Origin of the sequence: Enterobacter sp. BNK-14 (assembly GCF_047456095.1) — a bacterium.
GTDB lineage: Bacteria > Pseudomonadota > Gammaproteobacteria > Enterobacterales > Enterobacteriaceae > Enterobacter > Enterobacter kobei.
Genome location: NZ_CP179897.1, coordinates 228,488 through 252,093, shown reverse-complemented (window position 1 = coordinate 252,093; position 23,606 = coordinate 228,488). Strand labels below are relative to the sequence as shown.

18 protein-coding genes are annotated in these 23,606 nt (G+C 55.0%); 9 read left to right on the top strand and 9 right to left on the bottom strand.

Features of this window, described 5'->3' with window-relative positions; genetic code table 11:
• Positions 1–6 precede the first annotated feature (6 nt).
• The gene (gene paaA, locus ACMGGM_RS01235; RefSeq protein WP_014883698.1) at positions 7–936 is read right to left on the bottom strand and encodes a 1,2-phenylacetyl-CoA epoxidase subunit PaaA; all 930 of its coding nucleotides are present in this window, start codon (positions 934–936) and stop codon (positions 7–9) included.
• Between the two features lie 285 nt (positions 937–1,221).
• Between paaA and paaZ the strand changes: the two genes are divergently transcribed.
• From paaZ to ACMGGM_RS01220, 3 genes are all read left to right on the top strand, one after another.
• A complete protein-coding gene (paaZ, locus tag ACMGGM_RS01230) occupies positions 1,222–3,261 on the top strand; it encodes a phenylacetic acid degradation bifunctional protein PaaZ (RefSeq protein WP_063943084.1) in 2,040 nt (679 codons plus the stop codon).
• 204 nt (positions 3,262–3,465) lie between these two features.
• Positions 3,466–5,739 (top strand): primary-amine oxidase, encoded by a 2,274-nt coding sequence (tynA, locus tag ACMGGM_RS01225; protein ID WP_063943082.1) that lies wholly within the window; start codon positions 3,466–3,468, stop codon positions 5,737–5,739.
• A gap of 118 nt (positions 5,740–5,857) precedes the next feature.
• Positions 5,858–6,964 carry a GGDEF domain-containing protein gene (locus tag ACMGGM_RS01220; RefSeq protein WP_023330317.1) on the top strand — a complete coding sequence of 369 codons (1,107 nt, stop codon included), beginning with the start codon at positions 5,858–5,860 and terminating at the stop codon, positions 6,962–6,964.
• An 87-nt stretch (positions 6,965–7,051) separates the two neighbouring features.
• Here the strand turns inward: ACMGGM_RS01220 and ACMGGM_RS01215 are convergent, their stop codons facing one another.
• Positions 7,052–8,551 carry an aldehyde dehydrogenase family protein gene (locus ACMGGM_RS01215; protein ID WP_014883694.1) on the bottom strand — a complete coding sequence of 500 codons (1,500 nt, stop codon included), beginning with the start codon at positions 8,549–8,551 and terminating at the stop codon, positions 7,052–7,054.
• Positions 8,552–8,791: 240 nt separating this feature from the next.
• Here ACMGGM_RS01215 and feaR point away from each other — a divergent pair, with 240 nt between their 5' ends.
• The gene (feaR, locus tag ACMGGM_RS01210; protein WP_014883693.1) at positions 8,792–9,700 is read left to right on the top strand and encodes a transcriptional regulator FeaR; all 909 of its coding nucleotides are present in this window, start codon (positions 8,792–8,794) and stop codon (positions 9,698–9,700) included.
• Here the strand turns inward: feaR and ACMGGM_RS01205 are convergent, their stop codons facing one another.
• The 3 genes from ACMGGM_RS01205 to ACMGGM_RS01195 are packed head-to-tail and all read right to left on the bottom strand — an operon-like array spanning position 9,701 to position 12,853.
• A complete protein-coding gene (locus tag ACMGGM_RS01205; RefSeq protein ID WP_023330315.1) occupies positions 9,701–10,018 on the bottom strand; it encodes a YdbL family protein in 318 nt (105 codons plus the stop codon).
• A gap of 7 nt (positions 10,019–10,025) precedes the next feature.
• Positions 10,026–10,217, bottom strand: a complete 192-nt coding sequence (locus ACMGGM_RS01200; protein WP_014169918.1) for a YnbE family lipoprotein — start codon at positions 10,215–10,217, stop codon at positions 10,026–10,028.
• Positions 10,214–12,853: a YdbH family protein gene (locus ACMGGM_RS01195; protein ID WP_063613991.1), complete on the bottom strand. Its 2,640-nt coding sequence runs from the start codon at positions 12,851–12,853 to the stop codon at positions 10,214–10,216. Before ACMGGM_RS01195 ends, ACMGGM_RS01200 begins: the two co-directional genes overlap by 4 nt.
• 210 nt (positions 12,854–13,063) lie before the next feature.
• Here ACMGGM_RS01195 and ACMGGM_RS01190 point away from each other — a divergent pair, with 210 nt between their 5' ends.
• Positions 13,064–14,053, top strand: coding sequence for a 2-hydroxyacid dehydrogenase (locus tag ACMGGM_RS01190; protein ID WP_045135007.1), 990 nt, complete (start codon positions 13,064–13,066; stop codon positions 14,051–14,053).
• A 19-nt stretch (positions 14,054–14,072) separates the two neighbouring features.
• Here ACMGGM_RS01190 and ACMGGM_RS01185 read toward each other — a convergent pair whose 3' ends face one another.
• On the bottom strand, positions 14,073–15,281 hold the full coding sequence (locus ACMGGM_RS01185; protein ID WP_014883688.1) for an MFS transporter: 1,209 nt from the start codon (positions 15,279–15,281) through the stop codon (positions 14,073–14,075).
• 248 nt (positions 15,282–15,529) lie between these two features.
• Between ACMGGM_RS01185 and uspF the strand changes: the two genes are divergently transcribed.
• The gene (gene uspF / locus ACMGGM_RS01180) at positions 15,530–15,964 is read left to right on the top strand and encodes a universal stress protein UspF (protein ID WP_023338284.1); all 435 of its coding nucleotides are present in this window, start codon (positions 15,530–15,532) and stop codon (positions 15,962–15,964) included.
• A 78-nt stretch (positions 15,965–16,042) separates the two neighbouring features.
• On the opposite strand, the gene ACMGGM_RS01175 is transcribed toward uspF, so the two are convergent.
• A complete protein-coding gene (locus ACMGGM_RS01175) occupies positions 16,043–18,613 on the bottom strand; it encodes an EAL domain-containing protein (RefSeq protein ID WP_414149085.1) in 2,571 nt (856 codons plus the stop codon).
• 297 nt (positions 18,614–18,910) lie between these two features.
• Entirely contained in the window at positions 18,911–20,944 is a 2,034-nt protein-coding gene (dcp, locus tag ACMGGM_RS01170) for a peptidyl-dipeptidase Dcp (RefSeq protein ID WP_414149084.1), read from the bottom strand.
• 142 nt (positions 20,945–21,086) lie between these two features.
• Between dcp and ydfG the strand changes: the two genes are divergently transcribed.
• Positions 21,087–21,833, top strand: coding sequence for a bifunctional NADP-dependent 3-hydroxy acid dehydrogenase/3-hydroxypropionate dehydrogenase YdfG (gene ydfG, locus ACMGGM_RS01165; protein WP_023330307.1), 747 nt, complete (start codon positions 21,087–21,089; stop codon positions 21,831–21,833).
• A 91-nt stretch (positions 21,834–21,924) separates the two neighbouring features.
• Positions 21,925–22,611, top strand: a complete 687-nt coding sequence (locus ACMGGM_RS01160; RefSeq protein ID WP_014883681.1) for a GntR family transcriptional regulator — start codon at positions 21,925–21,927, stop codon at positions 22,609–22,611.
• Positions 22,612–22,645: 34 nt separating this feature from the next.
• Here the strand turns inward: ACMGGM_RS01160 and ACMGGM_RS01155 are convergent, their stop codons facing one another.
• Positions 22,646–23,077 carry a universal stress protein gene (locus tag ACMGGM_RS01155; RefSeq protein WP_047344081.1) on the bottom strand — a complete coding sequence of 144 codons (432 nt, stop codon included), beginning with the start codon at positions 23,075–23,077 and terminating at the stop codon, positions 22,646–22,648.
• Between the two features lie 288 nt (positions 23,078–23,365).
• Between ACMGGM_RS01155 and ydfZ the strand changes: the two genes are divergently transcribed.
• Entirely contained in the window at positions 23,366–23,569 is a 204-nt protein-coding gene (gene ydfZ / locus ACMGGM_RS01150; protein WP_014883679.1) for a putative selenium delivery protein YdfZ, read from the top strand.
• The last annotated feature ends 37 nt before the right edge of the window (positions 23,570–23,606 follow it).

Below are 23,606 nucleotides of genomic sequence, written 5' to 3'. Positions count from 1 at the left end.
TTCCTCTTATGCGGCCTGACGGGCGCGTTGTTTTTCTGCGTGGGCCAGGGCGGCTTCCCGCACCCACGCCCCGTCTTCCCAGGCTTTACGTTTCGCGGCCAGTCGTTCGTGGTTGCAGATACCGCGCCCGTTAATCACCTCTTCAAATTCCTGCCAGTCGATTTCGCCGAAGCGGTAGTGACCGCTCTCTTCATCAAAACGCAGGTCGGGATCCGGCACCGTCATGCCCAGCATCGCCACCTGCGGCACCGTGTTGTCGACAAAACGCTGACGCAGCTCGTCGTTTCCGAAGCGTTTGATTTTCCAGGCCAGGCTGCGGGCGCTGTTTGGCGAGTTATCGTCGTTCGGCCCGAACATCATCAGCGCAGGCCACCAGAAGCGATTGATGGCGTCCTGCAGCATCTGGCGCTGCGCCTCACTTCCCTGGGCCAGCGCCATGCAGGCTTCAAAGCCCTGACGCTGGTGGAAGCTCTCTTCTTTGCAGATTTTCACCATCGCCCGGGCATACGGACCGTAAGAGGTGCGGCACAGCGCCACCTGATTGACGATGGCAGCCCCGTCCACCAGCCAGCCGATGACACCGATGTCGGCCCAGCTCAGGGTGGGATAGTTAAAAATGGAGGAGTACTTCATCTTGCCGTCGAGCATCTTCTGGTAGATGTCTTCCCGTGCGCAGCCCAGCGTTTCTGCCGCGCTGTAGAGGTAAAGTCCGTGTCCGGCTTCATCCTGTACTTTCGCCAGCAGAATCGCTTTTCGGCGCAGCGTGGGTGCGCGGGTGATCCAGTTACCTTCCGGCAGCATGCCGACGATTTCGGAATGCGCATGCTGACCAATCTGGCGGATCAACGTTTTACGGTAGGCGTCAGGCATCCAGTCCTGAGGCTCAATCGCCGTCTCCTGCGCTATGCGCTGCTCAAACCGTTGTTCTTGCGTCACGTCATCACCTTTATGATTCGTTAGTTTGCAAATTAAAGCGAAATGATGAATCACTTTGTTTTTTAAAAGTTACACAAAGGTTAAATATAACCCCAAGAATTGTTTCCTTGTTTTGTGATGGTGCTCGCAAGGCTTTTGCTACTGCCCTTGCAGAAAGCGGTCTGACGGACTGCAATTCATCAGGCCAGATCACAGCATTAACAATTCATTAAAATCTCAGCTTGCTTTTTATGATTCATAATTAAACTATTAATGGTGAAATTACGTAACATTTGGAGATAAGCGATGCAGCAGTTAGCCAGCTTCTTGTCCGGTACCTGGCAGTCTGGCCGGGGCCGTGAACGCGCCATTCATCACGCCATCAGCGGCGAAGCATTGTGGGAAGTCACCAGCGAAGGGGTGGATATGGCGGCCGCTCGTCGCTATGCGATTGAGCGCGGTGGCGAAGCGCTTCATAAGATGACCTTTATTGAACGTGCAGCCATGCTGAAAGCGGTAGCGAAACACCTGCTTAGCGAAAAAGAGACGTTCTATGCCCTCTCCGCCCAGACCGGGGCGACGAAAGCGGACAGCTGGGTGGATATTGAAGGCGGGATCGGCACTCTCTTTACTTACGCAAGCCTGGGCAGCCGGGAGCTGCCGGATGACACGCTGTGGCCGGAAGATGAGTTGATCCCGCTGTCAAAAGAAGGCGGTTTTGCCGCTCGCCACGTTCTGACCTCGAAATCCGGCGTGGCGGTACATATCAACGCCTTTAACTTCCCCTGCTGGGGGATGCTGGAAAAGCTGGCGCCGACCTGGCTTGCCGGGATGCCCGCCATCATTAAACCGGCCACCGCCACCGCGCAGGTGACACAGGCGATGGTGAAATCTATCGTGGACAGCGGACTGGTGCCGGACGGCGCCATTAGCCTGATTTGCGGCAGCGCGGGAGACCTGCTTGACCATCTCGACAGCCAGGACGTGGTGACTTTTACCGGCTCCGCCAGTACCGGGCAAAGCCTGCGCGTTCACCCGAATATTGTGGCGAACGCGATACCGTTCACCATGGAGGCCGACTCCCTGAACTGCTGCGTGCTGGGTGAAGACGTCACGGCGGAGCAGCCGGAGTTTGCCCTGTTTATCCGGGAAGTCGTTCGCGAGATGACCGCCAAAGCCGGACAAAAATGTACCGCTATCCGCCGTATCATCGTCCCCCAGAATCAGATTGATGCCGTCAGCCAGGCGCTGATTGCCCGGCTGGAAAAAGTGGTGGTGGGTGATCCGGCGCAGGACGGGGTGAAGATGGGCGCGCTGGTGAATGCCGAACAGCGCGCCGACGTGCAGGAGAAAGTGGACCAGTTGGTTACGGCGGGATGCCAGATCCGTCTGGGTGGCAAAGCGGATTTACAAGCCGCGGGCGCGTTCTTCCCACCGACCCTGTTGTTCTGTCCGCAGCCGGACGAAACCCCTGCGGTGCACTCAACTGAAGCTTTCGGCCCGGTAGCGACGCTGATGCCGTATCGCCACACAGAGCACGCGATGGCGCTTGCCCGCGCGGGCGGCGGCAGCCTCGCAGGAACGCTGGTTACCGCTGATTTAGCCCTTGCCCGCCAGTTCATTGCCGGTGCGGCACGTGCCCACGGTCGTATTCAGATCCTCAACGAGGAATCATCCAAAGAGTCCACCGGCCACGGCTCCCCGCTGCCGCAGCTGGTGCACGGCGGTCCGGGTCGCGCGGGCGGCGGTGAGGAACTGGGCGGCCTGCGCGCGGTGAAGCACTACCTGCAGCGCACGGCGATTCAGGGCAGTCCGACCATGCTGGCGGCCATTGGCAAGCAGTGGGTGCGCGGCGCAACCGTGCAAGAAGATCGCGTGCATCCGTTCCGCAAATACTTTGAGGAGCTGCAGCCGGGCGATAGCCTGCTGACGCCGCGTCGCACCCTGACGGAAGCGGATATTGTGAACTTTGCCTGTCTGAGCGGGGATCACTTCTACGCCCATATGGACAAGATTGGTGCGGCAGAGTCGATCTTTGGCGAACGGGTGGTTCACGGTTACTTCCTGATCTCCGCCGCAGCGGGACTGTTCGTCGATGCGGGGGTCGGACCGGTGATTGCCAACTACGGTATGGAAAACCTGCGCTTTATCGAGCCGGTCAAACCGGGCGACACCATTCAGGTGCGCCTCACCTGCAAACGCAAAACGCTGAAGAAGCAGCGCACCGCGGAAGAAAAACCGACGGGCGTGGTGGAGTGGGCGGTTGAGATTTTCAACCAGCACCAGCAGGCCGTTGCGCTCTACTCCATCCTGACGCTGGTGGCGCGCCAGCGGGGTGAATTCTAACACCTTACCTTCACCGCCTTCCCTGCCGGGTGGCGCGATGCTTACCCGGCCTACGACGACCTGCCGGGTGTGACACCGTCCCGCTCTTTTTTTAACCTGGCAAGTGCAACAAATAACCTGGCAGATGCAGGCAAACGCTTTTCTCAGGCGTCTGTCAGGATAAGGCTGACACAACACAATAAACACAACAAGATGAGGTCTACGATGGGAAGCAATTCTTCTTTTTCTGCCCGTAGAACGGCACTGGCCATGGCCGTTGCGCTGTGTTGCGCCTGGCAATCCCCTGTTTTCGCCCACGGCAGCGAGGCGCATATGGTCCCGATGGACAAAACGCTGCAGGACTTCGGCGCAGACGTGCAGTGGGACGATTACGCACAGATGTTCACCATTGCGAAAGACGGCGCCTTTGTGAAGGTCAAACCGGGCGCAAAAACCGCTATCGTCAACGGTAAAACCCTCACGCTTGAGGTGCCGGTGGTGATGAAAGGCAACAAGGCCTTTATCTCAGAGACGTTCATCAACGATGTTTTCCAGTCCGGTCTCGATCAGACCTTCCAGGTTGAAAAAAGTCCTCACCCGTTAAATGCGCTCACGGCAGACGAAATTAAGCAAGCCGTAGAGATTGTTAAAGCCTCTGCGGATTTTAAACCGAATACCCGCTTTACCCAGATCGCCCTTGCGGAGCCAGAGAAAGCCAAAGTGTGGGACTATGTGCTCAACGGTACGGCAGTCGATGCCCCTCGCCAGGCGAAGATCGTCATGCTCGACGGAAAGCATGTCATCGAGAGCCTGGTGGATCTGAAGGATAAAAAAATTCTGCGCTGGGAACCGGTCAAAGACGCGCACGGCATGGTGCTGTTGGATGATTTCACCGCGGTTCAGCAGATCATTAACGACAGTACTGAATTTGCTGAGGTGCTTAAAAAGCACGGCATAACCGACCCGAAAAAAGTGATTACCACGCCGCTGACCGTCGGCTATTTCGACGGTAAAGATGGCCTTAAGCAGGAAGACCGTTTGCTGAAAGTGGTGAGCTATCTGGATGTCGGCGACGGCAACTACTGGGCACATCCGATTGAAAACCTGGTGGCGGTGGTCGACCTTGAGCAGAAGAAGATCCAGAAGATTGAAGAAGGTGCCGTTATCCCGGTTCCCCTGACCCCGCGTCCCTATGATGGCCGCGACCGCATAGAGACACCGAAAAAACCACTCGACATTATTGAACCGGAAGGCAAGAACTACACCATAACCGGCGACAGAGTGCACTGGCAGAACTGGGATTTCCATCTGAGCCTGGACTCGCGCGTGGGCCCGATGATCTCAACCGTCACGTATAACGACAACGGCAAGAAACGTCAGGTGATGTATCAGGGGTCGCTCGGCGGCATGATTGTCCCTTACGGCGATCCGGACGTGGGCTGGTACTTTAAAGCCTATCTCGACTCCGGCGACTACGGCATGGGCACCCTGACCTCGCCGCTGGTGCGGGGTAAAGACGTGCCATCCAACGCCGTGATGCTCAATGAAACCATCCCGGACTATACCGGCGCGCCGATGGAGATCCCGCGCGCAATCGCCATTTTCGAACGCTATGCGGGGCCGGAATACAAGCATCAGGAGATGGGTCAGCCAAACGTCAGCGCCGAGCGCCGTGAACTGGTGGTGCGCTGGGTGAGTACCGTCGGTAACTACGATTACATCTTCGACTGGGTATTCCATGAGAACGGCACCCTCGGCATTGATGCTGGCGCGACGGGTATCGAAGCCGTGAAAGGCGTTCAGGCCAAAACCATGCATGACGCCACCGCCAAAGACGATACCCGTTACGGCACGTTGATTGACCACAACATTGTCGGCACCACGCACCAGCACATCTATAACTTCCGTCTTGATATGGATGTCGATGGTATTAACAACAAGCTGGTGGCGATGGATCCGGAAGTGAAACCCAATACCGCCGGTGGCCCGCGCACCAGTACCATGCAGGTCAATCAGTACGACATTGATACCGAACAGCAGGCGGCACAGAAATTTGACCCGGGCACTATTCGCCTGCTGAGCAACACCCGTAAAGAGAACCGCATGGGCAACCCGGTCTCGTATCAGATTATTCCCTACGCGGGCGGCACCCATCCGGTGGCAACCGGCGCGAAATTTGCCCCGGATGAGTGGATCTACCATCGCCTGAGCTTTATGGATAAACAGCTGTGGGTGACCCGTTACCACCCGGATGAACTCTATCCGGAAGGTAAATTCCCTAACCGCTCCATCCACGACACGGGACTGGGACAGTACAGCAAAGATAACGAGTCGCTTAACGATCAGGATGACGTAGTCTGGATGACCACCGGCACGACCCATGTCGCCCGTGCTGAAGAGTGGCCGATCATGCCAACGGAATGGGTGCATGCCCTGCTTAAACCGTGGAACTTCTTCGACGAGACGCCAACGCTCGGAAAGAAAAAAGACGAAAAATAACCCACCGCCGGGCAATCGCCCGGTTTTTTTTGCCCTGCCGTTTGAGGATCGTCCATGCTTGCTTATAGTTACAGATATCTCACCTGCATGATTTATCCCCCGGACGGGAAAGGGCTTTATGGAAAAAAGAAAAAAACCGACACTGGAACGCGCTACCTGGCCGACGCGCCACGCGATGGTCATGCATGGGCTGGCGATGAACCTGCCCTGGCTGGCGTTCGTCAACGTCAGCTTCGCCGTGATGATCCTGCTGCGACACGTCCTGCTTAAGGCCAGCGATCCGCTTTATCCTCATATACCGCAACTGACGACCCTGGTCGATGCCTCGATGCTCGGCATTATTATCCTCTCTGCCGCGTTGATCCTGATGGCCTGGCGGCGTATTGCGGGTATCAGCGTGGTGCTCTTTATCTGTAGCGCCATCTGGTCGGTATCCTGTTTTTTGTTTATTACCTATTTGCTGCTGCCCCACGTCTGGCCGCTGTGCGTAATTTTGTTACTCGCAGGGTTAACGGCGCTCTACTTTTACCCTGAGGGATTACTCGCCTTTGTGCTTCCGCTCTGGATCACCCTGCCGGTCGCAAGCTGGATACTCAACGATGGCCTCAACCTTCACTTTGTCATCATCTGGAGCGTGTTTACCCTGATCCTGATCTGCGGGCGTTTTATCCTGTTGAGCTGGTTTGATGAAGCCTGGCGTCGTAATCAGCAAAATCAACTGCTGATCTCACGGCTGGATGCGCTGGCGCATCAGGATCCGCTAACCAAAACCGCCAACCGCCGGAGAATGGAGGTGGTGCTGGAAAACGCGGTTGAGCAGAAGAAACCTTTCTCGCTGATTATGCTGGATATCGACTATTTCAAACGCTACAACGACACCTACGGCCACCAGGCGGGTGATGACTGCCTGACGCGCGTGGCGCGGGTGCTGAAGCAGTCGGTACGAACGCCGGACGACGTCGTATCACGTTACGGCGGCGAGGAGTTTGTGGTGATCCTTTTCAATTGCCCGCTAAACATCGCAGAAAAGGTTGCCATGCGTATTCAGGACGGGCTGCGCACGGAGGCCATACCGCATGGCGCCTCGACGGTCAGCGACCATGTGACCGTGAGCATGGGGATTGCCGGCATGACGGAGGGGTTAGCCGGCACCGAAATAATCGCCCGCGCCGATGCGGCGCTTTATCGGGCGAAAGAGGCCGGACGGGATCGGTGGTCGCTTTGAATAATGCCGGGTGGCGCTGCGCTTACCCGGCCTACAAAACCAGAGAAAGTAGGCCGGGTAAGGCGTAGCCGCCACCCGGCTTGTTTCTTAATACCGCACGCAAACCGACTTCGTCTCACACCATCCGTCCAGCCAGTCCGGGCCAAAGTCGCGACCGGTGCCAGACTGCTTCATGCCGCCGAACGGCAGGTTGGCGTCGATCAGCGTATGGCTGTTTACCCAGACGGTGCCCGCCTGCAGCCTGTCGGTGTACTCCAGCGCCTTGCTGATATTCTGCGTCCAGACGCTGGCGGTCAGGCCATATTCGGTGTCGTTTGCCAGCTGAAGCGCCTCTTCACCATCGGCAACGCGCACCAGATTGACCACCGGGCCAAACACCTCTTCGCGGGTTAAGCGCAGCGCGGCATCCGGGTTGACCACCAGCGTCGGCGAAACGTAATAGCCTTTCCCTTCCGGGCCACGGTTACCGACAATCAGCTCTGCGTGGCGAGATTGCGCTTCATCGAGGAAAGTCTGCACCTTGTCACAATGCGCACGCGACACCAGCGGGTTGATAAATGCTTCCGGGGACATGCCCGGCCCGACGCTCAGGGATTTCACCGCCTGTTCGAAGCCGCTGACCAGCGTGTCAAACAGCGGCGCTTCAATGTAGATACGGGAACTCGCCGCACACACCTGCCCCTGGTTCAGGAAGCTCCCGGTCATCAGGCCTTCGATCACCCACGCCGGGTCCGCATCTTTGAGTACGATAGCCGGGTTTTTGCCACCCAGTTCCAGGGTCACGCCTGTCAGGGTATCTGCCGCCGCGCGGGCAATTTGCTTGCCCGTCGCCGTTGAGCCGGTAAAGCTCACCTTTGCAATATGCGGATGCGAGGTCAGCGCTGCGCCGCACACCGCGCCGCTCCCGGTCACCACGTTGAATACCCCGTCCGGAATGCCCGCTTCACTGGCCAGTTCCGCCACGCGCAGCATGGTCAGCGGCGTGGTTTCTGATGGCTTGATGACAATCGAGCACCCCGCCGCCAGCGCAGGCATCACTTTCCACATCCCAATCATCAGCGGGAAGTTCCAGGGCACAATCCCGGCCACCACGCCAACCGGCTCTTTACGTGTCCATGCCTGATAACGCGCCCCCTGTGGCAGGGGAATAGAAAGGTCGAGGGTTTTGCCTGCAATTTTGGTGGTCAGCCCGGCGGTATAGCGCATCCAGTTCAGGGTACAACCCACTTCAAAGAGACGGGAAATGTTAATCGATTTCCCCTGCTCCAGCGTTTCAAGCTGGGCCAACTCCTCGCTGTGCTGTTCAACCAGATCGGCGAAACGGAGCAGGATCCGCTCGCGCTCCGCCGGTAATTTTCCGGCCCAGCTGCGGGCAACAAAAGCACGCCAGCCGGACATGACGGCACGGTCAACGTCATCGACGCTGGCATCGGCCGTCGAGGCAATCACCTCGCCCGTGGCCGGGTTATAGACGTTGAGCCGCTTTTCGCTGTCCGACGCGGCCTGACGCCCTTCAATCCACAGGCCATGATGTCGGTCTAAAAACTGCTGCACGGCAGGCTGAATAGCCACCTGAGATTCAGACATAGGATACTCCTTCGTTATTATTCGCAGGGTGTTCATCCAGTCTAAGAGGGGTTTCGCATTCTCGCTTTTGTCTCTGTGACATTCGCTTTGCCACCTGTGACAGGTGCCGCAAATCGTGATAATTCCACCTTATATCGCTGTTCCCGATGAGTGTTCTTTCCTATAGTCAGCCCAGAGCTCTGACAAAACGCAACATAAATGCAACAATGCGAAAACATTGACGATGCAGTGAGAGAAACGATGGCGTGTGCAAGCGAGCAGGAACAGTATCAGCAGTGGCTGGCGCAGATTAACCAGGTGTGCGGGCGTTTTAATGCACAGCCCACCGGGGGAAAATTCGTCGGCGAACTGGAGACCAGCTATGCGCGCAGCCTGAAGCTCAGCACCGTCACCGCCGGCGGCGTAAATCTGTTCCGCTCCCGTCAGGAGATCAAACAGAGTAATGATGCCTGGTTCTATACCGTCTTCCAGCTTGAGGGCAGTGCGGAAATTGAACAGGATGACCGTCGCGCTGTGCTCCGAACAGGCGATATCACGCTGCTTGACGCCTCCCGGCCCTGCTCAATCAACTGGCAGGAAAAATCCCGCCAGATTTCGCTGCTGGTACCCCGCCAGATTATTGAGCAACAGTGTCGTTTCCATGAGATTAGCTGCGCGCTCGCCCTCTCACGCTCGCTGCCAACGGTACAGCTGAGCCATCGCCTGCTGATGGAAAGCATGAACAACGCCGACCTGAGTGACCGGGAGAGCGAAGCCGCGCTCGAAGCCATGGTCTGCCTGCTGCGCCCCGCGTTTCAGCAACGCGACGTGATTCAGCCGCGCAAGGAACGCCAGTTCCAGCATGTCGTGGCGCTGATTGACGATCATATTCAGTCTGACTCTCTGCGCCCGGAGTGGATTGCCGCCGAGAGCGGGATGTCCGTGCGCAGCCTCTACCGCATGTTTGCCGAGAAGGGGCTGGTGGTCGCGCAGTACATTAAAAACCGTCGGCTGGATCTCTGTGCGCAGGTGCTGCGCTCTGCCGGGGATGATGAAAAGCTGGCGGGAATTGGCTACAGCTGGGGGTTCACCGACCATAGCCATTTTTCAACGGCCTTTAAGCAGCGTTTTGGCGTCTCGCCCGGCGAATACCGCAAGCGCCACCGCTAGCTATTTTTTCAGCCATTTGCCGTTAATTCCCTTCACGTATTCGCCCGGCTGCGCGCGGGCAACCAGTTTTTGCCCCGCCATTTTCGCCACTTCATCGACCGGTAAATTATTGCTGTCGGCCAGCTTCTGATAGCTCTCGGTGCGCGCCGCGTTAATACGGTTTACCAGCGCCAGCGTTTCAGCATCTTGTTGGATCGGGGCAATATACCCGCTGAGTGTTTCCCCCACGCGCCCCTGCGCCCGGGCATCATTTAAGGTCAGCGCAGCCGCCTGCGCATTCATCCCCAGAGCCAGTAGAATCAGAGCTAAACGTTTCATGGCATCCTCAGAACAGATCGCTGCGCGATTTCAGCAGGGTTTCAACGTCTTTATCGACCTTAATGTGGATCTCGTGTTCGATTTTGACATTCATATTGATGGTAATCGGCTCTTTCGGCGCAGCGACTTCAATACGCGGCGTACAGCCGGTCAGTAGCGCAGCAACGGCAACGGTGAGTACACCAGCCATCTTTTTCATTGTTGTTCCTCACTTTCCTTGCCAGTCGAACTACGGAGACCGGGTATCGCCGCGTGTTGCTCAAACCAGGTTTGCAGGTTGTCTCCAAAACGCAGGCTGCGCCAGAGGGTAAAGACATTCTCGTCATGGGTATAGTTCAGGTTGACGGAGCTGCTTTTGCCATCCACACGGCTGGTTCCCTTGATGGTCGCCTGCATGGTTAATTCACCCAGGTTATCTAAATTGATTCTTGTCCACGAACGAGAAATTTCCATATAGCGGAGCCAGTTGATCGCGGCACCCGCAACCATATTATCTTTCACGATGGCATCCGCCGTATCTTTGTCGATACGCAGCGTCATTGGGCCAGGGTTGGTCAGCCAGCCATCTTTAATGATCCATTTTTCATTGTCCAGCCAGAATGGCAGCGCCCCGCTTACCGGGCCTGACATGGCAAACTGTTTAGGATTGACGGCGCCGATCAGTTCACTTGACGAGATATTGTCCACGCGAAGCAGCGCCGGATCGTGCTGCGGCATCCGCAACTGCTGCATCGTAATCTTCCCGCCGAGGGTTTCCACTTTCACGTTGGTAAGCAGCAGCGGATTGTCCTCCGTCCAGGGATAATCCCCCTGTAGATCGGCGGTAATATTGCGCGCGGTCACCAGGTTTTCCACTTCGCCAATACGCAACGTAACCGGGCCGCGCGTGCCCAGGGACCAGGTCCCCTTGCTGAAGCGGAACGGCAGCACAAAATCGACACCGTTGATCTGGTTATCCGGCATCCAGGCGCTACCGGCTTTCAGCACGCCGTGCCCCCCCGCCTCAAAGCCCTGATCGGCCGCCGCCGAGAAAGCCACCTGCGCATAGAGTTCCCCGTCACGCAGCGTCATTTTCCAGTCCGGAGGGATCAGAGGCTGGAACACGGTGAGCGACTGTTTCGGCCACCAGGCCTGCCCGCGCAGACGTTCACCATCCCAGCGACCATTCACCTGTACCGGGCCGATTTTCTCTGCATGGAGGTCGCCCTTAAACTGGAACACCGTCGGATCGGTGCCGTCGACGCTAAAGGTCAGCACCGACGGTGGCAGCGTGCTGCCACCGGAGAAACGGGTTTGCCCGGCATTGAGCGCCAGCGCGCCGCTGAACGTCGGCTTTTCGGCGTCACGGAACCAGCGCACGGGTTGATCCAGCACCAGACGCGGCGTGCTGACCTCCATGGTTCCATACTGGAGCTTGTCAAAACCGGTGGAGAGCGCCGTGAGCTCAATGAGTTTGTCACGCCACTCGCCTTTCCCGGCGACATCCCAGCGGGCATGCATCGGCGTAAAACTCCCTTTTCCCCAGTAGCGCCACTGCCAGAGACCGCTGTCGGGTAAAAAGTCGTTCGCCTGCCCGTCCAGATGCAGTTCAAAATCGCCCATCTCGTTTTCATGGGCACGCAGGATAGCCTGTAACCGCCCGTCCACGCCCTTCTGCGTCAGCTTCACACCTGCCAGCGGCCAGCGGATTTCATCGATATCAAGCGAGTCAATGATGCGCCCGCGCGAGCGAAGCAGTGCGCCCGGTTCAAAGGCGAGTTGCGGTTCATATAGGCTGCCAGTCAGTGTTGCCGGCAGTTTGGCATAAAGAATGAGGTCGTTTTGCTTCGCCTCACCGCTCAGATGCAGCGGCATATCGCTGTTTTCCATACTGAGCCTGCCGGGCCCAATATTGAGTACCGCGTTGCCTTTCCCCGCATCACCATGGGTAAGCACGTTCAAACGCCCGGTCAGGGTGGCTTTCTCAAGCCCCTGCTGCCAGTTATCGGCGCGAAGCGAAACGCGTCCGCTCAGCGGCATACCGGACAGATCCCAGTTCCAGCGCCCGTCACTGATGTTCAGCTGTTCCGTCGTAACTTGCCACGGCAGATCGAGCAGTGGATCAGGGTTGTCTCGCGCCATCACCACCAGTTGTCCACGGTTGTCTTCCCAGTCCAGATCGGCATCGACGAGAGACGTCAGTTGTGGCACGTTTAAGGTCGCCACCGCGTGGCCTTTTACCGGCACGCCATCCGGCACCAGCGGCAGAGTGAACTCCCCCACCAGTTTGATGGGCTGCGGCTGATCGGGTAGCTGAACATCGAACTGGCTGACCGAAAGCGTCTGGCCGCGAAGCGTTCCTTGAATGCTCACCCGCTCGCCTTTATAGGCTATCTCCTGGCTGGACGGGGTCAGCGAGGCCTTCAGCTCACCCTGCCACTGCTGCCAGGGCGAGAGGGTGAGACGGTGAATGGTCAGCCAGGTATTCGGTAATACCGCCTGCCACTGCGCCAGCGTTTTGGGGGCAACGGTCGACGGCGCGGATTGGGGAATTTTGCTGAGGCAGACGGCGTTAAGATCCAGCGCGCCGATATCCAGCTGCCAGCGGCTCGGATGTGACAGCGTCACGTTCTCAATGCGAGCAATTTCGCACTCTTCAACCAGATAGCGGAGATCGGGGATCACCAGCGCATGACGAGTCATTTTAGGACTCTCTTCGAAAGCGATACGCGTCCCGACGGGAAGCCAGATCCCTGCAAGCGTCGGTACCCACTGAGCGAGCGTCATCAGCAGCGTCAGCGGCAATAAGATGAACAGCAGTAAAAGCGCAAGTGCGGCTTTGTATTTACCCTTCATGGGCAGTTAATATCCTGATTTAGCGAAAGAATTAAGCCGACGATGCCTTTCATTGTCGCATGTTTAGCCAGTCAGTTGAAGGAAATGCCATTTTTAAGGATAGATGCTCTAGAATAATTCATAGAACTTATTGAATTCAATAATATTTTAGAAATTGTAAGATAATTTTAATCATGCTAACGTGAATGCAAAATCACTGGAGAAAGTCTTATGAAACTCGCGGTATATAGCACAAAGCAGTACGACAAAAAGTATCTGCAACATGTTAACGAAGCTTACGGGTTTGAGCTTGAATTTTTCGACTTTCTGCTGTCCGAAAAAACCGCCAAAACGGCGCACGGCTGTGAAGGCGTCTGCATTTTTGTTAACGATGACGGCAGTCGTCCGGTGCTGGAAGAGTTGAAAAAACAGGGAGTGAAGTATATCGCCCTGCGCTGTGCAGGCTTTAACAACGTGGATCTCGATGCGGCGAAAGAGCTGGGGCTGAAGGTGGTGCGCGTTCCGGCCTACTCCCCGGAAGCCGTCGCGGAACATGCGATTGGCATGATGATGTCGCTCAACCGTCGTATTCACCGCGCTTATCAGCGCACCCGTGATGCCAACTTCTCGCTGGAGGGGCTGACCGGCTTTACCATGTACGGTAAAACCGCAGGGGTGATCGGGACCGGGAAAATTGGCGTCGCTGCCCTGCGGATCCTCAAAGGCTTTGGCATGCGTCTGCTGGCGTTTGATCCGTATCCAAGCGCCGCGGCGCTGGAGATGGGCGTGGAATATGTTGACCTGCCGACCCTGTTCTCGCAGTCTGATGTGATCTCCCTGCACTGCCCGCTGACGCCGGAAAACTATCACCTGCTGAACCAGGCGGCGTTTGACCAGATGAAGGACGGCGTGATGATCATCAACACCAGCCGTGGTGGCCTGGTTGACTCTCAGGCCGCTATCGAAGCGCTGAAAACCCAGAAAATTGGCGCGCTCGGGATGGACGTGTATGAGAACGAACGCGATCTGTTCTTTGAAGACAAGTCCAACGATGTGATTCAGGACGACGTGTTCCGCCGCCTGTCTGCCTGTCATAACGTCCTGTTTACCGGTCACCAGGCGTTTCTGACGGCTGAAGCGCTGATCAGCATTTCAGAAACCACGCTGGGCAACCTGCAGCAGCTGGAAAAAGGCGAAGCCTGCCCTAACGAGCTGGCATAAGTATGACGCCGGGTGGCGGCTATGCCCCACCCGGCGTACTGTCTGTTTCCCAGGTTCGGTGAGCAACGCGCCACCAGAGCAGGACGGCCACCAGCGCAATCGCGCTCAGCACGCTGAATGCCGTCGCAAAGGAGTAATGCCCGGCTATCGTGCCGGTTAACGCCGGGCTCATCGATGCCCCAACGCCCTGCATCAACATCACCACGCTCTGCCCGGCATTGACGTGCCCGCTCCCTCGCAACAGCACAACAATAAACGACGGTACCACGACGCCTAGGATGCCTGCGGCCAGCCCGTCGAGAATTTGCACCGGGATCATCATCAACGGCGCGTCCGTGGACGCCGCCAGCGCCGCACGCACCGGCATCACCAGCAGCGCCAGCATAATTAATCTCCAGTAGCCGTAGTGTTCTATTCTCCGTGCGACCCAAATGGCGACGGGGATCATCACGGCCTGAGAAATAATGACAGTGCCCGCTGCATACAAGCCGGGGTTGATTGAGGCGGGTGCCGCCGCAACCCTCATGCTGAGCATCGGTAACAGCGCAGCGTTCGCCAGATGAAACAGGAGCAGCGTCAGTCCGGTAACAAACAGCGCCCGGTTTTTAATCAGCACCGCAAAGCCCGGAACAGGCAGGTTCGCTGGAGAGGACAACCCGCGCGCGGCATTGTTGTCGATATCCTTATTGCGAATGGCAAGCAGCGCACACAACGTTAGCAACGTCGTACAGGTCATCAGCAGGAAAATTCCGCCGACGCCCCAGTACCAGGCAATGCCGCCAGCCATCAGTGCGGTCATAAAATTGCCCGCATGATTAAACGCCTCATTTTTGCCCATCTGCGCGCTGAACCCACTCTGGCCGGTCAGCCCTAAGGTAATTCCGGTGATCAATGGCCCCACAAACGCCGCACAGATGCCGGTGATAATTTGTGAAACGGCGACAACGCCGCTCTGCTGGCTAAACCAGAGCAGAAGCGTGCTCAGGGTGATCAACAGGCAAAGCAGCGCGAGTACAGCGCGTTTGTTTCGGGAGGTGTCGGTGATGAATCCCGCCGGGAGCGTGGCCAGTAAACCCGCCAGCCCGCCCGCCGTCATCAGAATACCAATATCATCGGGCGTCCAGTGACGTTCGGTGAGAAAAATACCGAGAAAAGGGCCGAGGCCATCGCGGACATCCGCAATGAAAAAACTGGTCAGGCATAACGCCCGTAGCGAACGAAGAGACATACTGCCTGCCTTTACAAAGGGTCGCCTGAAAAAATTAAAACGTAGTATACCCGGCATTGCGCGGTTTGATACGTCGCGTTGCAGGTACGGATTGTCGTGCAGATCGCGTCATTGACCCCATGCCGGGAACGTTCGCCTGTATAGCTATCACAGAACCGAAATTTGTCTCCGTTATGACAACCTGCTCTCTGTTTTCCTGGAATTAACGGTCTAACCTGAATTGTGTAAAAAACACTCAGGAGGGACAAATGTACAATTCAATTTTGGTTCCAATTGATATTTCCGAAGATAGCCTGACGCATATGGTGATTCCTTTCGTTCAGGCTCATACCGCACTTAACACAGCTAAAGTCCATTTTCTTACGGTCATTCCTTCGCTACCTTATTATTCATCTTTAGGCCTGGCCTACTCCGTGGAGATGCCGAAGCTAAAAGAGTTCCAGCATGCGGCTTTAGAAAAACTGGATGAAATCGTTAAGCAATTTAAAATTCCGCCAGAAAAGGTGCAGACGCACGCCGTTACGGGATCGCCAAAAGATCAGATCCTAAAACTCGCGGACACGATCGGCGCCGACCTGATCATCATCGCCTCCCATAAGCCTGACATATCAACGTATCTGTTAGGTTCAAATGCGGCGGCAGTGGTGCGCCACGCAAAATGCCCTGTGCTGGTCGTAAGATAAAAAACCGGGCGAAAAGCCCGGTTTTTTTTTCGCTGACGCTTCCCTGTCCCAGGGGGCGCGGAAGATGCAAAAACGCGTTTATGTATTCACCAGGTTGGCGTTTAAATTGAGATCGGCAATGGCAGCGGGTTTACCAAGTAAATATCCCTGAACTTCATCACACTTATTTTTTTTAAGAAAAGCCAGCTGTTCGCTGGTCTCCACTCCTTCAGCGGTCACTTCCATGGAATAGGCTTTACCCAAATCGATTATCTTCTCGACTACCGATTGGTTCTGTGGCGAATCCGCTAAGGTAAAAATAAAGCTTTTATCGAGCTTTAGCCCATCAAACTGAAACTTTCGAAGATAGCTCAGAGAGGCATAGCCGGTACCGAAATCATCGATCAGAATCCGTACGCCCATTTTTTTGAGGGCTTTCATGGTGTGCAACGTTTTTTCTGGATCGGAAAGCGTGACATTTTCAGTCACTTCTATTTCCAGCCTGGTGGGTTCAAGTCCCGTTTCGTGAAGAATTTCTTTTACTCTTTCAGCCAGATCGCTCGCCTGGAATTCAATAGCCGAAATGTTGACTGATACCGATAACCCTGGCAATTGATCTTTGGCCTCCGTACACGCTTTACGAATGACCCAGTTGCTGAGGCTAATAATCAGCCCTGTTTCTTCAGCCAACGGGATAAACTGATCGGGCATCATGGTTCCTCGATCCGGGTGTTGCCACCGGACCAGCGCTTCGACGGCATCTGTTTTCGAATATCGGAGGTTATAACGCGGTTGATAAACCAGATAGAGTTGGTCTTCGCGAATGGCGGTCTTCAGCTCCAGTTCGAGTTTTCTGCGTTCGGTCAGCTTTTCCGACATATCCTGGCGATAATAGACCCATCGGTTTCTCCCGGATTGTTTTGCCTGGTAAAGCGCAATGTCAGCATAGCGCAGAAGATCGTTTGCGCTGTTGCCGTCTTGTGGGGCCAGTGCAATCCCCATGCTTACCCCTATTGTCACATCATTGCCATCAATGGTGAAAGGACGGTTGAGTTCTGACACGATGCGCTGGCACACCTCTTCAATCTGGTCTGTCTGGCTGGTGTTACCGAGGAGCAGCATAAATTCATCCCCGCCCTGCCGTGCAACAAAATCACCGCTCCGAATACAGCTTTTAAGACGTAAGGCGACTTCGCCAAGCAGAGCGTCGCCGGTGGAATGCCCAAAAATGTCATTGACGGGTTTGAACTTGTCCAGATCCAGGCAAATCATTGCAAAGGGATAATTATTGACGCCTTCATTCGCTAACCGGCCCGCCAGAAACTCCTTAATATGATACCGGTTTGGAAGCCCCGTTAATTCATCATGCCGTGACAGAAATTCCACACGTTTAGTTGCTTCCACTTCCAGAGAGACATCTGTTGCCGCGCCCCGTAAAACCACCGAACCATCAGGCTGAGAAGAAAATTTAGCCAGAAGCGTGCAGTAGGACGTGGATTGCTGATAGTTAATATAAGGGCAATTCTTAAATTCGAAGCGTCCAGTTAATTCCCGGTGGCGGACACGATCATGAAGTAAGTGACTTGTCGACGGAAAGAGCTCATCCAGCCTGCGGCCTATCCATTGACTATGTTCATATCCCGTTACCGTTGAGAAACGACCTGATAGCCATGTAATCTTTAACGATAAGTCAGTTTCCCAGAACCAGTCGCTGGTTGTTTCACTGACATCCCTGAATCGTTTTTCACTGGTGATAAGATTCAATCGTGCCTGCTCAAGGAGAAAGGCATTTTCGTCATGAATTCTCGCCTTGTGCATAATATGACGCATAAGGATCACCGTCATCGATATTGTCAGCAGTACGGAAAGAATGAGTAATGGCAGGAAATAAACGATCAGCGCCTGGCCAGGATTTTCACTGTCCCATAAAATATGCACATCACCATTTGGCGTGCTTATGGTCAATGACGTCTGATTATTAACTTCATTGGGTGAAATGCGAACATTTTTGATGGCGGCATCATGCCCAATCGCAAGGAGTTTTTTAGCCGTTAATTTGTCGACAAACACCATGACTGAAGGCCTGCCCGGTAACGGTTGCACACTCGAATCATCACCCGTTGTTATCCATTCAGCAGAAACAATGGCCGGTATGCCGTCGATAAGCGTTAGCATAGACACCGGCAATCCCTTTTTTCTGCTCAGTTCACTGAGTAAACGGTCTTTTGTGGATTGACCCAACCAACGCTCCAGATCTTCAGGTATCCGTTTCCCGGAAATCACGCTGTAGCGCGTGGCGCCTTCCGGAGAGAGAACAAACACCCCCTCATAGCCAAAGTTATCATACAGAGACTTGCCAAGATTCTGCTTATCCCATGCCCAGTGCATGTCAACATTCTGATGAAGATGTTTGTAGGCATCCCCCCACTCCGCATAGTCTTTCAAATGGCTACGGATGCTCTCCTGTCGGGTATCTAACGCTTTTCTTAGTAAGAAATCATCATGCGAATCGCTGATTTCATTAACATTATTTTTTATTATCAACAAAGAAATTATTGCCGCCGCAAAAATAGCGATCAGCAACGTTACAACATAGGTAAAGGTTTTATTTATCAGCCTCTTAGAATGCTCAGCATCCGTAAAGCCAGGAGTGGTCAGAGGTAGGGTCATCTTTCGCCTTCTTAACTGCTATAACGTCGATTTTTTTGTTATCCTCATTTATCGGCATAAAAGGGCAAAAATTTAGAATTAAAAAAGACATTTGAAAGAAGATTTTATTTCTTACAACCCAGATCAAATTATTAACAGTTCTCGAATGTAGAGCTTTGTCTCTATTAATAAAAAATCCTTTTATCGGCGCGTTCAATTTCACCGGTTATCTTTCAAAAGCATGCTAAAATATCGCTGATTAAAGGGTATAAAAAACCGGGCTTCACGCCCGGTTCTTTTTTTCAGCCCAAATGGACACTATTCACTTAACCCACGATTCTCCAGCATCGGTTCAATCCTCGGATCGTGCCCGCGCCAGCTCCGGTAAAGTTCAGCTAAATCAGTGCTGTTCCCGCGCGACAAAATCGCCTCGCGGAATTTCTGTCCATTTTCGCGCGTCAACCCGCCCTGCTCGACAAACCATTGATAGCCATCGTCCGCCAGCATTTGCGTCCACAGGTAGGCGTAATAGCCCGCCGCGTAACCGCCGCCGAAAATATGGGCAAAATAGCTGCTGCGATAACGCGGAGGGACCGCGGGCAGGTCCAGTCCCTCTTTTTTCAACGCAGCCGTTTCAAAGGCTTCGACGTCAGATACGGCTTCACTGATGGCGTGCCAGTTCATGTCCAGCAATGCCGCACCCAGCAGCTCCGTCATGTCATAACCCTTGTTGAAATGGGTCGCGTTGAGCATGCTTTCCCGCAGCGCGTCCGGCATCGGTTCACCGGTTTCGTAGTGACGGGCGTAGCGGGTAAATACCTGAGGATGGCTGGCCCAGTGTTCATTGATCTGCGACGGAAATTCAACGAAATCACGCGGCGTATTGGTACCGGACAGCGTGGCGAAGCGCTGGCTGGCAAACAGACCGTGCAGGGTATGCCCAAACTCGTGGAACAGGGTAATTACGTCGTCCCAGGAGAGTAACGCGGTGCCCACGTTACCCGGTTTTGGGTAGTTACAGACATTGTAGATAACCGGGCGGGCAGAAAACTCAAAAGATTGTTCAACGAAATTGCCCATCCAGGCTCCGCCCTGCTTGGAATCGCGGGCAAAGAAGTCGCCGTAAAACAGCGCCATCCCTTCACCGGTATGGTCGAAAATTTCCCATACGCGAACGTCCGGATGATAAACCGGAATATCGAAGCGTTCCACGAAGCGGATACCGAACAGCTGGCTGGCCGCCCAGAACACGCCGTCGTGCAACACGGTATTGAGCGCAAAGTAGGGCCGGATCTGCGACTCATCAAGCGCATATTTCGCCTGGCGCACGCGCTCGGCATAAAAGGCCCAGTCCCAGGCCTGCACGGTGAAACCGCCCTGCTCGTCATCAATCACTTTCTGAATATCGGCCTGTTCGCGCTCCGCTCGGGCACGGGCGGCAGGCACAATGCCGCGCATAAAGGCCAGCGCGGCGTCGGGGGTTTTCGCCATCTGGTCGGCAATACTCCAGCTGGCGTAATCCTTAAAGCCCAGCAGGCGAGCCTGACGCGCACGGAGCGCCGTCAGACGCAGGATCAGCGCGCGGGTATCGTTTTCATCCCCTTTCTGGGTACGCGTCCAGCCTGCGTTGAACAGGTTTTCACGCGTCTGCCGATTGCGCAGCGCAGAGAGCGCAGGTTGTTGAGTCGTATTCAGCAGCGAGATCAGCCAGCGGTCGTTAAGCCCTTTTTCCGCGGCCGCCTGCGCGGCGGCGGCGATCTCTTCTGCACTGAGCCCCTCAAGCTGATGCGCATAATCCACCACCAGCCCACCCGCTTTATCGGCGGAAAGCAGACGCTGGTTAAACTGGCTGGTCAGGGAGGCTGCCTCGGTGTTCAGCGCCTTCAGCTCGGCTTTTTCTGTCTCATTCAGACGCGCACCGGCCAGAATAAACCGCTGGTACGTCTCCTCGACCAGCCGACGGGACTCGGCATCCAGCGCGCCGCGATCTTGCCAGACGCTCTCAACGCGGGCGAAAAGTGTGTCATTCAGCCAGATGTCATTCGCCAGCGCGGCAAGTTCAGTGGAAAACTGCTCCTCTAACTCTTGCAGGTACGGATTGGTATGCGCAGAGGTCATGGCGAAAAAGACGCTGCTGACGCGCGAGAGCATAACGCCGCTTTTCTCCAGCGCCAGCACGGTATTATTGAAGTCTGGCGCGGCGGTTTGCGAGGCAATCGCATCAATGTCCGCCCGCTTCTGACGCAGCGCTTCATCAAACGCCGGACGATAGTGACTGTCGTTAATCTGATCAAAATGGGGCGCCTGGTAAGGCAACAGACTGATTTCAAAAAAAGGATTCGTGGCCGTCATCTTTCACTCCTCAGAACGGATATCTTCCCAGAGTAGGCCAGGCCGCCATCACCTGCAATGCTGTCATACAAATGTTGCCTTAACGCACCCTCTGCGGCCGTGCTATGTTAGTACAACACAAAAAGCGTTGAGGAACAGTGAGATGATTATTTTAGTTACCGGGGCAACGGCGGGTTTTGGTGAATGCATCACGCGTCGCTTCGTCGCCAACGGGCACAAGGTGATTGCAACGGGCCGTCGTCAGGAGCGCCTGCAGGAGCTGAAAGACGAATTAGGTGACAGCATCCTGACCGCACAGCTGGACGTGCGCAACCGCGCAGCCATTGAAGAGATGATTGCTAACCTGCCTGCCGAGTGGCGCGCCATTGATCTGCTGGTCAACAACGCCGGACTGGCGCTGGGCATGGAGCCCGCGCACAAAGCCAGCGTTGAAGACTGGGAAAACATGATCGACACCAACAACAAAGGGCTGGTCTATATGACTCGCGCGGTGTTGCCGGGCATGGTTGAGCGTAATCGCGGTCACATTATCAATATTGGTTCTACCGCCGGGAGCTGGCCTTACGCGGGCGGCAACGTCTATGGTGCGACCAAAGCGTTTGTCCGTCAGTTCAGCCTGAACCTGCGCACCGATCTGCACGGCACCGCCATTCGCGTTACCGATATCGAGCCGGGTCTGGTGGGCGGCACCGAATTCTCCAACGTGCGCTTCAAGGGTGACGATGCGAAAGCGGATAAAACCTACGAAAATGCTAACGCGCTGACGCCGGAAGATGTCACTGAAGCGGTCTGGTGGGTGGCGACGCTGCCTAAGCACGTCAACATCAATACCGTGGAAATGATGCCAGTCACCCAGAGTTTTGCCGGACTTAGCGTCCATCGTGGCTAAATAAGCCCCACCCGGCCTGCGGGCCGGGTCTGTTTCGGGTCCGAAAAGAATGGTAGTATGTTCAGGCTAACTCTCTGAGAAATGACAACTCATGGCCGCTGAATCGCAACTCAATCCCACCCAGCCCGTAAACCAGCAAATCTATCGCATTTTGCGACGTGATATTGTCCATTGCCTGATTCCGCCGGGAACGCCGCTTTCTGAAAAAGAGGTCTCGGTGCGTTTTGACGTCTCCCGTCAGCCGGTGCGTGAAGCGTTCATTAAGCTTGCTGAAAACGGCCTGATTCAGATCCGCCCGCAGCGCGGCAGCTACGTAAACAAAATTTCACTTTCTCAGGTGCGTAACGGCTGTTTCGTTCGCCAGGCCATTGAATGCGCGGTCGCTCGCCGGGCGGCAACGCTTATCAATGATAACCAGTGTTACCTGCTGGAGCAGAACCTGCATCAGCAGCGTATAGCGATCGACCGTAAACAGCTCAACGATTTCTTCCAGCTCGATGATGAATTCCACCAGAAACTGGCACAAATAGCGGATTGTCAGTTGGCCTGGGATACCATTGAGAACATCAAGGCCACCATCGACCGCGTGCGTTATATGAGCCTCGATCACGTCTCCCCGCCGGAAATGCTGCTCAGACAGCATCACGATATTTTCAGCGCGCTGGAAAAACGCGACCCGGACGGCGTGGAAAAAGCGATGACGCTGCATTTGCAGGAAATCAGCGAATCCGTGCAGCTTATTCGTCAGGAAAACAGCGAGTGGTTTAGCGAAGAGTAATATTTGCCGCACCCTGTTGGGCGCGGCGTTGGGTTTAGCGAACGACTAACACCGGAATCGTGGCGTAGCGCAGAATGGATTCCGCATTCGATCCCAGCAGATGGGTGGTGATGCTCGGGTTTTTCGACCCGATGACAATCGCATCGTATTTCCCCTCCTTGCTCAGTTTGATAATTTCATCGCGAACGTTGCCAAAACGAACCATGCTGTGAATATTCTCTGGGGCAATATCAAACAGTCTTTTTAATTCGTTCATTTTCTTCGCGGATTCCGCGGTCATATACTCTTCAAACTTTTTGATATCGGCATTGAACCCGCGCAGCAGAGACCGACTGCTGGCAGGCAGAATGTTGACCAGGGTAATTGATGCCCCCTCTGCCTTTGCAAGGTTTGCCGCGTGGCGAACCGCTTTGTCGCTCAAATCCATTTCAAACACATCTACAGGCATCAAAATGTTCTTATACATAAGCCTGACTCCTTATTCCGATGAAAGGGTTATTTCCTGTACCCAGAATGGCAGCAGGAATATAAACCAATCCTAAACGCTTCCATGTTGAAACTATCAATAAATGAAAATAACGGTCTGCTTTGTAAATTGCTGTCGCGAACCGTCAGCACCTCATGTCATTAAGAAAAAAGTGTGACTTTGATCAAAAACAAAAACATCACTTGCAGACAGGCGTATTTATATGCCCCGTGGACGGTGAAACCTGAAATACCGCCGTAACGGATAAGTTAGAGAGGAGAAAATACCATGATGACATACGACCGTAACCGCAATGCAATTACCACTGGCAGCCGCGTGATGATTAGCGGCACAGGCAAAACTGGCGTGATTAAAGCGATCCACAGCGACGGGCTGGATGCCGCGCAGGTGCGCCGCAGCAAAACGGTGGAAGTGGAAGGATGCGAAGGTAAGTTCGAGCCGATTGAGCTGATTCGTCTGGGTATGCACTAAGTTGTGCGCTGACATGCCGCCGCGCACGGCGGCATGT

Coding starts and splice junctions, on each gene's coding strand:
- ydfZ (WP_014883679.1), top strand. CDS start 23,366: ATGATGACATACGACCGTAACCGCAATGCAATTACCACTGGCAGCCGC.
- ACMGGM_RS01220 (WP_023330317.1), top strand. CDS start 5,858: ATGGAAAAAAGAAAAAAACCGACACTGGAACGCGCTACCTGGCCGACG.
- ACMGGM_RS01155 (WP_047344081.1), bottom strand. CDS start 23,077: ATGTATAAGAACATTTTGATGCCTGTAGATGTGTTTGAAATGGATTTG.
- ACMGGM_RS01205 (WP_023330315.1), bottom strand. CDS start 10,018: ATGAAACGTTTAGCTCTGATTCTACTGGCTCTGGGGATGAATGCGCAG.
- ACMGGM_RS01160 (WP_014883681.1), top strand. CDS start 21,925: ATGGCCGCTGAATCGCAACTCAATCCCACCCAGCCCGTAAACCAGCAA.
- ACMGGM_RS01195 (WP_063613991.1), bottom strand. CDS start 12,853: ATGAAGGGTAAATACAAAGCCGCACTTGCGCTTTTACTGCTGTTCATC.
- uspF (WP_023338284.1), top strand. CDS start 15,530: ATGTACAATTCAATTTTGGTTCCAATTGATATTTCCGAAGATAGCCTG.
- ACMGGM_RS01215 (WP_014883694.1), bottom strand. CDS start 8,551: ATGTCTGAATCTCAGGTGGCTATTCAGCCTGCCGTGCAGCAGTTTTTA.
- ACMGGM_RS01175 (WP_414149085.1), bottom strand. CDS start 18,613: ATGACCCTACCTCTGACCACTCCTGGCTTTACGGATGCTGAGCATTCT.
- ydfG (WP_023330307.1), top strand. CDS start 21,087: ATGATTATTTTAGTTACCGGGGCAACGGCGGGTTTTGGTGAATGCATC.
- tynA (WP_063943082.1), top strand. CDS start 3,466: ATGGGAAGCAATTCTTCTTTTTCTGCCCGTAGAACGGCACTGGCCATG.
- feaR (WP_014883693.1), top strand. CDS start 8,792: ATGGCGTGTGCAAGCGAGCAGGAACAGTATCAGCAGTGGCTGGCGCAG.
- ACMGGM_RS01190 (WP_045135007.1), top strand. CDS start 13,064: ATGAAACTCGCGGTATATAGCACAAAGCAGTACGACAAAAAGTATCTG.
- paaZ (WP_063943084.1), top strand. CDS start 1,222: ATGCAGCAGTTAGCCAGCTTCTTGTCCGGTACCTGGCAGTCTGGCCGG.
- ACMGGM_RS01185 (WP_014883688.1), bottom strand. CDS start 15,281: ATGTCTCTTCGTTCGCTACGGGCGTTATGCCTGACCAGTTTTTTCATT.
- ACMGGM_RS01200 (WP_014169918.1), bottom strand. CDS start 10,217: ATGAAAAAGATGGCTGGTGTACTCACCGTTGCCGTTGCTGCGCTACTG.
- dcp (WP_414149084.1), bottom strand. CDS start 20,944: ATGACGGCCACGAATCCTTTTTTTGAAATCAGTCTGTTGCCTTACCAG.